This window comes from Acinetobacter sp. YH1901141, from assembly GCF_013416935.1.
GTDB lineage: Bacteria > Pseudomonadota > Gammaproteobacteria > Pseudomonadales > Moraxellaceae > Acinetobacter > Acinetobacter towneri.
On sequence record NZ_VPEY01000001.1, the window covers coordinates 115,739 to 127,642 of the forward strand.

Annotated in this window: 11 protein-coding genes; 4 read left to right on the plus strand and 7 right to left on the minus strand. The window is 42.4% G+C overall.

Annotation, left to right across the window (positions count from 1 at the left end):
• Nucleotides 1-42 precede the first annotated feature (42 nt).
• Nucleotides 43-654 carry a DUF1285 domain-containing protein gene (locus tag FTV52_RS00580; RefSeq protein ID WP_004975967.1) on the minus strand — a complete coding sequence of 204 codons (612 nt, stop codon included), beginning with the start codon at nucleotides 652-654 and terminating at the stop codon, nucleotides 43-45.
• A 195-nt stretch (nucleotides 655-849) separates the two neighbouring features.
• Between FTV52_RS00580 and FTV52_RS00585 the strand changes: the two genes are divergently transcribed.
• Both FTV52_RS00585 and FTV52_RS00590 read left to right on the plus strand, forming a co-directional pair.
• Nucleotides 850-2,562: an electron transfer flavoprotein-ubiquinone oxidoreductase gene (locus FTV52_RS00585; RefSeq protein ID WP_004975965.1), complete on the plus strand. Its 1,713-nt coding sequence runs from the start codon at nucleotides 850-852 to the stop codon at nucleotides 2,560-2,562.
• A gap of 407 nt (nucleotides 2,563-2,969) precedes the next feature.
• A complete protein-coding gene (locus FTV52_RS00590; RefSeq protein WP_179989489.1) occupies nucleotides 2,970-4,103 on the plus strand; it encodes a hypothetical protein in 1,134 nt (377 codons plus the stop codon).
• Nucleotides 4,104-4,240: 137 nt separating this feature from the next.
• Here FTV52_RS00590 and FTV52_RS00595 read toward each other — a convergent pair whose 3' ends face one another.
• The 4 genes from FTV52_RS00595 to tusA form a co-directional block, all read right to left on the minus strand.
• Nucleotides 4,241-4,762, minus strand: coding sequence for an autotransporter domain-containing protein (locus FTV52_RS00595; protein ID WP_158660401.1), 522 nt, complete (start codon nucleotides 4,760-4,762; stop codon nucleotides 4,241-4,243).
• Nucleotides 4,672-5,700, minus strand: coding sequence for a hypothetical protein (locus FTV52_RS00600; protein WP_104852980.1), 1,029 nt, complete (start codon nucleotides 5,698-5,700; stop codon nucleotides 4,672-4,674). Before FTV52_RS00600 ends, FTV52_RS00595 begins: the two co-directional genes overlap by 91 nt.
• 20 nt (nucleotides 5,701-5,720) lie before the next feature.
• Nucleotides 5,721-6,377: a hypothetical protein gene (locus tag FTV52_RS00605; protein WP_179989490.1), complete on the minus strand. Its 657-nt coding sequence runs from the start codon at nucleotides 6,375-6,377 to the stop codon at nucleotides 5,721-5,723.
• A 726-nt stretch (nucleotides 6,378-7,103) separates the two neighbouring features.
• Nucleotides 7,104-7,361 (minus strand): sulfurtransferase TusA, encoded by a 258-nt coding sequence (gene tusA / locus FTV52_RS00610; RefSeq protein ID WP_004975955.1) that lies wholly within the window; start codon nucleotides 7,359-7,361, stop codon nucleotides 7,104-7,106.
• Between the two features lie 197 nt (nucleotides 7,362-7,558).
• On the opposite strand from tusA, the gene FTV52_RS00615 reads away from it, so the two are divergent.
• Nucleotides 7,559-8,398 carry a CBS domain-containing protein gene (locus FTV52_RS00615; protein WP_218946876.1) on the plus strand — a complete coding sequence of 280 codons (840 nt, stop codon included), beginning with the start codon at nucleotides 7,559-7,561 and terminating at the stop codon, nucleotides 8,396-8,398.
• Nucleotides 8,395-9,951 carry an apolipoprotein N-acyltransferase gene (gene lnt / locus FTV52_RS00620; protein WP_004975952.1) on the plus strand — a complete coding sequence of 519 codons (1,557 nt, stop codon included), beginning with the start codon at nucleotides 8,395-8,397 and terminating at the stop codon, nucleotides 9,949-9,951. The genes FTV52_RS00615 and lnt overlap by 4 nt, the downstream gene beginning before the upstream one ends.
• 111 nt (nucleotides 9,952-10,062) lie before the next feature.
• On the opposite strand, the gene gspG is transcribed toward lnt, so the two are convergent.
• Both gspG and gspF read right to left on the minus strand, forming a co-directional pair.
• Nucleotides 10,063-10,497 carry a type II secretion system major pseudopilin GspG gene (gene gspG / locus FTV52_RS00625; RefSeq protein WP_004975950.1) on the minus strand — a complete coding sequence of 145 codons (435 nt, stop codon included), beginning with the start codon at nucleotides 10,495-10,497 and terminating at the stop codon, nucleotides 10,063-10,065.
• Nucleotides 10,498-10,573: 76 nt separating this feature from the next.
• Nucleotides 10,574-11,779 carry a type II secretion system inner membrane protein GspF gene (gspF, locus tag FTV52_RS00630; RefSeq protein WP_004975948.1) on the minus strand — a complete coding sequence of 402 codons (1,206 nt, stop codon included), beginning with the start codon at nucleotides 11,777-11,779 and terminating at the stop codon, nucleotides 10,574-10,576.
• Between the last annotated feature and the right edge of the window lie 125 nt (nucleotides 11,780-11,904).

Here is an 11,904-nt window from a genome sequence, read left to right on the forward strand (position 1 = left end):
AGAGATTCAGCAATACAAAATGGGATGAATAAAGCTTAAACCTCAGCTGCTTAAATGCAAGTGCAAATCACCACTTTTCAACGATAAAATCGTTTCGCCCTGCGCATTTTCACTCAGCTCGCCCAATTCCACCAAATGTAAAAAAGCCGCACGCTGAATCAGGGCATTAATACCAAAACGCACATGCACATAAGGACGCAGCTCACCTGCATATTCACGCATAAAAATAGGATGCTCGGCATCAACAATCACAATATCCTGATGTGTAGTGATAAGTTGAATATAATTTTGCTGTCCGATTTCGACCACATCAACCTGATTGATGAACAAAGGCTCATCTTCTACCTGGATTTCAATTTGTTCCACTGGGGTTTTTAAATAAAACTTGCCCTGCTCTTTCCATAACACACTAGAAAACAGATCAACCAATGCCTGACGTTTGATCAATTGACCTTCGTGCCACCATTCTCCATTGGCTTTGACCAGCAAATCCATTGCTCCACAATGCTTTGGATGCCATTGCTCCAAAGGAGGGATTGATCTTTTGTGACCTGACTGTCCAGTTTTTATATATTGTGCAATGTGCATTAAATTTTTATTATCAGCCGTAGCTACATTTTCTGTCGGTTTGATTGAATTATCGTCATGCTTCATGCTGCAGTACCTTACTGACGGAAAAATAATACGATTCAGCCAATTGGCTAAGACTCGGTTTAAAACTATACTAGCTCACAATACTTACCCATACTGTAAAAGACACGATTAAATTTGTGTCTGGCAACTAAAAATACTCATGGCAGCACCGTTGCTTGATGCGGTTGCCACCTTCAATTATATGAGGAGTCCTACATGGAACACATCGAACGTGAATCGATGGAGTTTGACGTAGTCATCGTAGGCGCAGGCCCTGCGGGTCTTTCTGCTGCGATCAAAATTCGTCAACTTGCAATTGAAAACAATTTAAATGATCTGTCCGTTTGTGTGGTCGAAAAAGGCTCTGAAGTTGGTGCGCATATCCTTTCGGGTGCAATTCTTGAGCCTCGCGCCATCAACGAGTTATTTCCTAACTGGAAAGAAGAAGGTGCGCCTTTAAATGTGCCTGTGACTGAAGATAAAACTTTCTTCTTGATGTCACCTGAAAAAGCTCAGCAAGCACCGCATTGGATGGTGCCTAAAACCATGCATAACGATGGTAACTACGTGATCTCGTTAGGCAACGTGGTGCGTTGGTTAGGTCAAAAAGCCGAAGAATTAGAAGTTTCTATTTTCCCTGGCTTTGCGGCATCTGAAATTCTTTACCATGCCGATGGTACGGTTAAAGGCATCCAAACTGGTGACATGGGCATTGGTAAAGATGGCGAGCCAACGCATAACTTCACACCGGGTTATGAACTACATGCCAAATACACCATTTTCGCAGAAGGCTGTCGTGGTCATTTAGGTAAGCGTTTAATCCAGCAATTCAATTTGGATAAAGATGCCGATCCGCAACACTACGGGATTGGTATTAAAGAACTTTGGGAAATTGACCCTGCAAAACACAAACCAGGTTTAGTCATGCACGGTGCAGGCTGGCCATTAAGTGAAACAGGTTCTTCAGGCGGTTGGTGGTTATACCACGCAGAAAACAACCAAGTGACTTTGGGTATGATTGTGGACTTGTCGTATACCAACCCACACATGTATCCATTTATGGAAATGCAGCGCTGGAAAACTCACCCTCTAATTAAACAGTATCTAGAAGGCGGCAAGCGTATTTCTTATGGTGCACGTGCTGTGACCAAAGGTGGCTTTAACTCATTGCCAAAATTCACCTTCCCAGGTGGTTCTTTAATTGGTGATGATGCAGGCTTCTTAAACTTTGCCAAAATCAAAGGCTCTCATACCGCCATGAAGTCTGGCATGCTTTGCGGTGAAGCAGTATTTGAAGCGATTGCTGCAGGTGTCGCAAAAGGCGGTGACTTGGCGATTGCTCGCGTAACTGAAGGCGAAGATTTCTTTGTGAAAGAGCTAACGGCTTACACTGAAAAATTCAACAACAGCTGGCTGAAAGAAGAACTTTATAGCGCACGTAACTTTGGCCCTGCAATGCATAAGTTTGGTCAATGGATGGGTGGTGCGTTTAACTTTATCGACCAGAACGTGTTTAAAGTACCATTTACTTTGCATGATTTAGTGCCTGATTTCAGCGCACTCAAAACTGTAGATGCAACCAGCTTTAAACCGAACTATCCAAAACCAGATGGCAAGCTGACTTTTGACCGTTTATCTTCAGTGTTCGTATCGAATACCGTACATGAAGAAAATCAGCCAGCACACTTAAAGTTGACAGATACCTCTATTCCAGTGAACGTAAACTTACCTAAATGGGATGAGCCTGCACAGCGCTACTGCCCTGCGGGTGTTTATGAAATCATGGAAAATGATGATGGTTCAAAACGCTTCCAGATTAACGCAGCCAACTGTGTTCACTGTAAGACTTGTGACATTAAAGACCCATCACAGAACATCACTTGGGTAACACCTGAAGGTGGCGGTGGTCCGAATTACCCGAATATGTAATTGCGAATCGCAATTGAGAAACCCAAAAGCAGTGCCTCGGCACTGCTTTTTATATACAGTTTACAAAATTACCAAGGTCTCATAATCCCTTACATTTTTCAGGTATTTCTCTATTCAAAAGCAGGCGATTGAATAACTTTCCTTGTTATGCTGTTTTTGCTTATTTTTTATCTTTTCTATTTTTAGTTTTTTATTTCGTTTTTTTCAGACTTGAACAACCGAAAATGTTGTTTTGTCAGCTTTTATACAATGCTATTCGGCATTTTATGCAGCACTTAGCACGGTAGCAAAATGTTGTAGATGCTGACTAAAACTGACTTGAGTGGAGTATAAAGCAGTACTTTGAGTTTTATCTTGCTCAAGCATTTGGTTGTTCTTCTTATTTTCATTAGAAGAGGAATTCCAACATGCTTAATTTAACAGACACCCTCAACCAACTTAAAAATGTGCAGGCACAACCTGCAGTCAGCTTATTTCTACCCACACATCGTACCTTTCCAGACAATCAGCAAGATGTGATTGCTCTTAAAAACCAACTTAAACAACTCGAAGAACGCCTGTTGGCAGACTATGACAAACGTCTGGTGGCACAAATTTTAGAACAGATTCATCATCAAACCAAAGATTTGAATCCCAACTACCATTTAGACAGTCTGGCTATTTTTGCCACAGCCGACAGTGCACAAGTACTGCGTCTGCCATTCCCTACCCAAGAACGTATTGTGATTGATCAACAATTTTCAGTGCGTGATTTTATTCGTGAGCTATCTTATGCAGTGCAATACTATGTGGTAGTGATCAGTCGTGAAGTTGGACGTCTGATTAAGGCCTCCAATGATCGTGTAATCCATGAGTTTTCTGTAGATGACAGCGACTTGAATGAACGACTGCCACATGGTGCATTTCCTGTTCAAAATGATAACTTATATAGCACCAGCGGTGCAGAACGTGCCACAGCCGCCAATGAAGACCGTTTACTCAAAGAGTTTTTAAACCGTGTCGATAAAAATGTGCAAACTGTACGTGCCAGTGAGCCATTGGGCTTGGTCATTGTGGGTGATCGACGCAATATCAGTTTTTATGAATCTATTTGCGACCAACCCAATGCCATTATTTTCAGTGTAGATAACGTCACTCAGCTAGAGCAAGGCAGCGCACAACACATTATTGACAGTATTCAGACCGAGCTAAAAAGCCATCAACAACAATTGCATCAGCAACATGCGCAGCAACTGGATGAACTCTATGCCAGTGACCGTGTTGTGACCGATCTGCAGCAAATTTATCAGGCAGTGTTGCAAAATAATGTCGATACTTTATATGTTCAACAAGGCTACATGCAGACAGGTTGGGTCGATACCGACCAGCAACGAATTTATCTAGATCAAGCGCACGCACCTGACAGCGCACAAGCCACAGACGATATGATCAACCATATTATTGATGCAGCACAGCAACACGCTGCCAATATCGTATTTATTCCTGCCGATTATTTACAGTCCAAAGCACCACTGACTTTAATGAGTCGCTATGCGGTCTAAAACTCAGTCCATTTGACTGTGATCTAAAAAACAGCCATGCAGATTTATCTACATGGCTGTTTCAATCAAGATTCAAACTTCTCATTCATACGCAAATCTACGCTTTTTCATGACTTTCTCATGAATAAAACGATCAATTAGAATCGAGTCGTTACCGCCAACTGTACCCGATGACTGTCGCTATGTGATCGCCCGCTATATTCATAATTCAAATTGAGAAAACTATGTTGTCCAAAGTGAAGTTGTGAACCTAAGGCAGCATGATATTGACCTTGATCGGCATGCCATGCATCAAACTTCAGTTTCTCCGCTGTGCCTACATAATGGGTATCTAAATATGCTTTTTCCTGAATCGGTTGGCTGTAATACAAGCTGCCTTGCAATTGCCATGCTGGATTCAACTGGTAATTGGCTTGCAAACCTGCACCAAAATTCCAGCGCTGCATCACCAAATCATCTAAGCTGTTGACACCATCCTGCTGAGTTTGTTCGGCATGAACATAATGTTGGAACGAAGCGTCTAAATACGGTTGAATCTGCATTTTTTGACTGAGTGGATAGCTATAATCTAGACGCAAACCTGCGGCATACATTTGTCCATCAAACTGTATTTTTTGTGCTTGAGCATGACCACGCTGCGCGTCAACATCCACCTGCATGCCTTTAACCATGCCGCGACACTTAAATCACGATTAAGCTGCTGTGCTGTCCCCATAGTTAGTGCATAGGCTTTGCTCTGACTGCTATTTTTTGAGCCTGTTTGTACGGCATCATCTAAGTTCAGTTGACTGAAATCGGCCTGCGCTGCCAAGGTCATCCCTGCCAGTTTTGTTGCCACACCAACACCTTGATGATGACTACGGCGCTCACTATTTAAGCCGACATAATCCATATCATAACTTTGGTAATCACCCGAAAACCAAAGCTGTTTGGGTTGTGCGGTTGCCAAACGCTGTGCAAACTGACGTTCTTGCTTGCTGCTTTCTTCTGCGACATTTAAAACGGTATTGGCATAAAAACTTGGATCAAGTTGATGAAACAGTTGATTCAATGCCTGCGTAGAAACTGTACTTTCAGCAGCATTGCTATAACGTATAGTTTGAGCAAAATTGTTAAATAAGCGATTGGCAAAAACTTTTTCAGCATCTTCCAGCGTTTCTAACTGTTGTTTCTGATCAAGACTTGCTAAAACTACATCTAAATTACGGGCAACCTGAGTACGTCCTTCAAGTTCAGCAGCAAGAGCCGCCACCGTTTCAGTCGATTTACGCTTTGCCGTTATCACCACATCGGTATTGATTGTATCTGCCGCACGTACAGGCTCGCCCGTTGCATTCAGTTCAGGACGATAACTAACTTGTGTCAACTCAAATAATGGATTGCTTGAGCGATAAGCATCGAACTCACGCTGTACGCCTTGTTGCGCACGTAATACGGTAGTTTGTGAACCTTGTGCAGTAATAAGTGGCTGATCAAGTGGCACTTCATCAAACAGGTTCAAAGTCCCTGCCAAATTGGCGGTTCCCGTTACCGTCAGCAAATTGCCAAAACGTGCTTTAAAACCCGCATGTTGCTGCTGATCTGCAGCAATCTGCATCGAATAGTTGCCTGTGATGGTTAAATTGCCTTCGTTTCAAGAAATGCACTGCCTGTTTCGACTTCTAAAGTGTTTTGTGAGGGTTCAAGTTCTTGAATCGTACTACCCATCTCAACTTCAGATGTATCTTGTGGTACTTCAATATCTTGAATCGCACTATCGACCAAGACGGTGTCGGTTAAAGCAGGCTCTACTGCAGGTGGAGCTACCACATCGACAGGTTGCTCTGCTTCTGACGGAGGTGATTCAAGTGTAGGTATCGTATCAGGCTGATTGACATCATTATTTTCTAAAACGGTAGCATCATCGCTAGGTACAGCATCATTGCTGTCTAAAAGTGAATCTTCAGTTGGTGATGTATTGCCATGATCTGTACTGCCACCACTCAAACCACCACCATTGGATGATACATCGCCATGATCTAGCTCTAAATTCACAGGAGGTTGATCGGTAATGGGTGCAGATGGTGCGACAGGTTGCTCTACTCCGCTGCCAATGCCTTCATTTGTAGTCGGTTGATCTTCTTGGCTGACATTTTCTGCCCCCAACACATCAGTGACTTGAACCGTGCTTGACTGAGAGCCTGAACCCGATGAACAGCCTGAGATACTCATGGCCAATAAACACGCCACACTCAGTGGCTTTAAAGAAAAGTTTTGCTTTTTATCTAAAATCATACCGTACTCAATCAAAATGATGATAACGCAAGATTTATTGATGATTGATCACGTAAAAAATTAAGCAGATTTTGCTCAGTCTAAATGGCATATTTTTTTAAGATAAAGACAATCAGTTAAGCCCCCCAAAATTATTTTTCTTAACTTGACTACTTTAATGCGACAGCTTAATCAGCTTTTTCAGCCTTATAAAACATAAACACTGCCATATAACATTCAAACCAAGCAAAACCCCAAATCTGCTTAATTTTATCCCCAAATGTTCTGCAATCGAACTCAATAAACTGATCGCATTATAGGCTAATTTTTCCATATATTAAAAAATATTTAAAATAATTTTGTTAAAAATCAATAACTAAACAATAGACTAAACTCACACTCTAAAAATTATTTCTTATACAACACACAGAGCTTTGTTAGATTTTGCACAAGCACACAACTTGCCCTATAAATGCAGAAAAGTTGAAAAGTCCCTTAAAAAATGTGTAGCAGATAACGCAACTCGTGGATCGTTTCGCCATTTTTTAACTCAAACTGTGAAGCAGGTTGGATTGATGCAAAATTGATGAAAAATTAAAAATAAAGTTGAACGTCATGGCTAAAAACACAAAAGGCATATTTCAACTTGCATGAATTGCAAATGAAATATGCCTATATGGATCACATGACTATTTTATCGTGTTTATATTATAGTGTTCTAAAAGTGCTGAGGCTAATTTTTGCCTATTAGCCTTTTTTCACCAAATAATGAAATTCTTTATTGCCTTGCTCATCTAAGCGTTCTTCTTGCAATAACAACTCATGCCCCAAATGCATGCAAAATTTTGGAATATCCCAAGACGTCGAATTGTCAGTTGCAAACACTTCAACCACATCGCCAGACTTAGATTTGCGAATGGCTTGATGCAGCATCATCACAGGTTCAGGGCAACGCAAACCGCGGGTATTCAGTTGAATACTAGGTGTGACAGGAAGTTCAGACATGCACAGACTCGATATTAAAACATCGGGCTAGTTTAGCATAAAGCGCAGCCTTGTTTTATGTGTTCCCGCTACGCACAGCAACACATCTCGTGACGTAATTGCCGTCATTTTCTCCCAAGATTAGCAATAGACAACTGTATTTTCTAAGGTATGATTAAGCTAAGTTTTTTAGATATAAAGAGTCTTTAGGAAAGATCATGCACGAGGAATCAGGCCCATCGTGGGGTATGCGTGGCTTAAGAAAATGGTTAGGCACCGCGCCAGAAACCCGCGATGAATTGCTAAAATTAGTACAAGATTCACGTCGTTTTTTAGAACCCGATACGGTGGCAATGCTCGAAGGTGTTCTGGATTTACCTGCCACCAAAATTCGTGAAGTGATGACCCCACGTACCGCGATGATTAGCTTGCAGGAAGATGACGAGTTACTCGACATTCTGCACGTTTTGGTCGAATCGGCACATTCACGTTTTCCTGTGTTTTCATCTGACCAACCAGACAATGTGGTGGGAATTTTATTGGCAAAAGATTTATTGCCATTACTGACCGAACAAAGAACTAAAGTCGATATTCGTGCCCTCATGCGTCAGCCATTGTTTGTGCCTGAAAGTGCTCGTTCAGACCAAGTATTGCGTATGCTCAAAAACACCCAAACCCATATTGCAGTGGTGATTGATGAGTATGGCACCACTTCAGGTTTGGTCACGCTAGAAGACATTTTGGAAGAGATTGTCGGTGAAATTGAAGATGAACACGACAATATAGACGAAGAAGCAGAATACATTATTCCAGATAATGACCCGAAAACGGCAAATACTTGGTTAGTACAAGCACTTACACCAATCGAACATTTTAATAATGTTTTAGATGCAGATTTTTCTGACGATGAAGTAGAAACTGTGGGCGGTTTATTGCTTCAGGAAATTGGTTTGGTGAGTGATTTGCAAGGACAAGTGATTGCGATTGGCAACTGGGAATTTACCATTCTTGAAGCAGATGCCCGCACTATTCATCTGATTCGAGCCGTACGTCAATGAGGACTTTTTTTTCCAAGCTGTCTAATCCTGCAGAACATCAACAACTGCCCTTAATTTATCCATTAATCATTGCCCTATTGGCAGGTGCAGTGTTTAGTTTGGCACTTGCTCCCTATCATTACTGGTGGATTGCCTTACTTTCACCTGCTTTGCTGTATGCGACTTTAAGCAAACGCACCCCGAAACAGGCCTTCTTGATTGGTTGGTCTTACGGGATTGGGTTGTGGTTTGTCGGAGCATTTTGGCTCTATACATCCATTCACGTCTATGGCGACACCAATGCCTTTTTAAGCGTGCTGATGATTGTCATTATGGCGCTGTTGATGGGTTTGTTTACTGCCGTACAAACGTGGTTATATCGTCGGTTTTTCCCTGAAACACCACTGACTTTTGCACCGCTATGGGTATTTTTTGAATGGGCGAAAACTTGGGTCTTTACAGGTTTTCCATGGCTGTTTGCAGGTTATGCCTTCACCGAACGCTTTTTGGATAGCTATGCACCGTTGTTTGGTATTTTCGGGGTGTCTTTTGTGGTCATCTTGCTGGCCTGTGCGTTGGTTGAAGTCCTTAAAAAGCGTATCTTCTGGCTGATTCCATCGGCAATTTTACTTTTGGGTGCATGGGGTGCAGCACAACTCAGTTTTGTAACTGCAAAATCTGAAAAGCCACTCTCGGTTTCTCTGATTCAAGGCAACATTCCTCAAGACTTAAAGTGGCTAACCGAATACCAAATTAAGACCTTGGAAATTTATACCCGCTTGACCCGAACTGAATGGGGACGCGACATTATTGTTTGGCCTGAATCATCCATTCCAATGTTCCAGACCGATATTGAACCGTTTTTGGATGCCATGAAAACACAGGCTGAAAAAACGGGCAGTTCGTGGGTGACAGGTATTCCGTATTGGGACTTGCCTGAATCACAAGTGCAGCAACATCCAATGTATTACAACAGCATTATGGCAACGGGAGATGCGGCTGAAGGCTTGTATAAAAAGCAGCGTCTGGTGCCTTTTGGTGAATATATTCCGCTTTCAGGCTTACTGAGTTGGGTACTACCTGCGATGCAAAATGACCCATCCATGAGTGGTTTTTCACGTGGAGCGTCTGAGCAAAAACCGCTTGCAATTAAACAGCATCATTTGGGGGCAGCCATTTGTTATGAGGTGGCTTATCCGAACCTGACCCGCCGCAATGCTAGCCAAAGTGACTTTTTGGTAACAGTATCCAATGATGCTTGGTTTACGGGTACTGCAGGGCCATTGCAACATTTACAAATGGTACAAATGCGCGCCAAAGAAAATGGACGCTGGTTTGTTCGTGCCACCAATACAGGTGTGACCGCATTTATTGACCATCATGGGCATATTGTCAAACAAGCGCCAATGGATCAGGAATTTGTGCTGCGTGGTGATCTGCCTGCCATGCAAGGTCAAACACTGTATACCCAACTCAGCGATTGGCCTGTGCTGATTTTCTCATTGCTGTTGTTAATTATGGGGTGGATTTATCGACCACGTCAGGTGGATGTGTCGTTTAAATCACGTCGTTAATAGTACTGTTCAATAGCGGCTAGAAATAACCATTCATAAAAAAACCGAGCATTAAGCGCTCGGTTTTTTTGGAGTTCACTGAATCAATATATAGACTCAACTCATCTTCTATTAAGGCTGATAATAAATGTCGGCATCGGTACCTTCACCACCCTGCTGACCATCTGCACCAAAAGAATATAAATCAAATGGGCGACCTTCTGAACCCGGAATCACATATTGGATGTCATTATCCCAACTGTCTTTCGGATAGCCCCCTTTCACATAACCGCCTGGCAACCAGTTTTTAGCCGAAGCAGGCTGATTCACCAAGGCGTCTAAACCACCGTCTTGCATTGAAGGATATTTTTGATTATCGAGTTTGTATTGATCGAGTGCGCCAGCCACACCTTTTAAAGTAATAACCGTAGTATCTACTTTGGCTTTTTCACCACGTCCCATTACGTTCGGTACGATTAAAGCCGCCAACACACCTAAAATTACAATCACCACCATGACTTCAATCAGGGTAAAACCAGACTGTTTACTCGGTTGCTTCTGTTTCATTCAATCTCTCTCATTTATTTATATCAATTCGACATTTATTTTAGATTCTGTTTGAAGAACGATGCTTCAAAACGATTTAAATCATATTGTTCATATTCACAATTGGCAGCATTACCGCAATCACAATCACCAGTACAATACTCGCCATCAGTACCAACATCAACGGTTCTAATAATGCCAACAGGGTAGAAATCAGTGTGGTCACTTCACGGTCTTGCATGTCTGAAGCACGTGACAGCATACGGTCTAACTCGCCCGAGGCTTCACCACTTTTGATCATTTGTACCATCATCGGTGGGAAATAACCACTGCGCTCTAATTGCGTCGCCAAGTTACCACCTTCAGTGACTTTTTCTGCCGCCAAATTGACCGCATCACGAATGACCCAGTTGTTACTGACCGCAGCACCAATATTTAGCGCATCCACCAAAGGCACACCCGACTGAGTCAAAATAGACAAGGTACTGGCAAAACGCGCGGCATTAATCCCACGTGATAATTTTGCAAATAACGGCAACTTTAAGGTTAAACGGTCAAAGGCATAATGCCCTGCGGTGGTGCGTAAAAAACGCACCAACAACAATACCCCCACCACAGAAGCCACCAGTAAAAACGGCCATGCAACACGAATAAAATCACTGGCTTTCATTAATGCCACGGTGATCCACGGCAAGGCATCTTTGCTCTGATCAAAGGTTTTAACAATATCGGGTACGACATAAGTCATTAAACCCATCACAATCGCAAAAGACATCAGCATTAAAATGATGGGATAAATCATCGCCCCTTGAATTTTTTTCTGCATGGCAAAGCGGTTTTCGGTGTAATCTGCCAATTGTTCCAGAATTAAATCCAAATGCCCCGAACGCTCGCCTGCGGCAATGGTGGCAATATATAAGTCTGGAAAACGCCCCGATTGTTGTAAAGCATTGGCCAGTGAATAACCTTCCAAAACTTTGGAACGCACCGACATCAGCAAATTTTGCACATGGGCTTTTTCACTTTGTTTACCCACAGCGCGAACGGCTTCTTCCAAAGGAATCGCAGCAGCCACCAAAACCGATAACTGACGGGTCAGCAAAGCCAAATCATAGGCGGTGATTTTTTTCTGAAACCATTGTTTGCCACTGTGTTTATCTTTTTGTTCAACGGTATCGACACTGACAGGAATCCATTCTTTGTCACGTAATTGCTGACGGATTTGTCGTGCAGAATCACCCTCTAAAACACCTTTTTGCTGCTTCCCTGAAGCGTCAATGGCAGTAAATTGATATGCTGGCATTGTAATGCTCTAATTTTCCAAAATTTCTTGCAACGCAGTTGCGTCTGACCACTAAAATCATTCATATTCTTAGATATAAATTCTGTGCTCACTCTAACACATGCCAAAGTCGAGCACGAAGCCAT

Excerpts from the sequence above, each read along its gene's own strand:
- FTV52_RS00580 (WP_004975967.1), bottom strand. The coding sequence starts at position 654 with ATGAAGCATGACGATAATTCAATCAAACCGACAGAAAATGTAGCTACG.
- FTV52_RS00585 (WP_004975965.1), top strand. The coding sequence starts at position 850 with ATGGAACACATCGAACGTGAATCGATGGAGTTTGACGTAGTCATCGTA.
- FTV52_RS00590 (WP_179989489.1), top strand. The coding sequence starts at position 2,970 with ATGCTTAATTTAACAGACACCCTCAACCAACTTAAAAATGTGCAGGCA.
- FTV52_RS00595 (WP_158660401.1), bottom strand. The coding sequence starts at position 4,762 with ATGCAGGTGGATGTTGACGCGCAGCGTGGTCATGCTCAAGCACAAAAA.
- FTV52_RS00600 (WP_104852980.1), bottom strand. The coding sequence starts at position 5,700 with ATGCAGATTGCTGCAGATCAGCAGCAACATGCGGGTTTTAAAGCACGT.
- FTV52_RS00605 (WP_179989490.1), bottom strand. The coding sequence starts at position 6,377 with ATGATTTTAGATAAAAAGCAAAACTTTTCTTTAAAGCCACTGAGTGTG.
- tusA (WP_004975955.1), bottom strand. The coding sequence starts at position 7,361 with ATGTCTGAACTTCCTGTCACACCTAGTATTCAACTGAATACCCGCGGT.
- FTV52_RS00615 (WP_218946876.1), top strand. The coding sequence starts at position 7,559 with ATGCACGAGGAATCAGGCCCATCGTGGGGTATGCGTGGCTTAAGAAAA.
- lnt (WP_004975952.1), top strand. The coding sequence starts at position 8,395 with ATGAGGACTTTTTTTTCCAAGCTGTCTAATCCTGCAGAACATCAACAA.
- gspG (WP_004975950.1), bottom strand. The coding sequence starts at position 10,497 with ATGAAACAGAAGCAACCGAGTAAACAGTCTGGTTTTACCCTGATTGAA.
- gspF (WP_004975948.1), bottom strand. The coding sequence starts at position 11,779 with ATGCCAGCATATCAATTTACTGCCATTGACGCTTCAGGGAAGCAGCAA.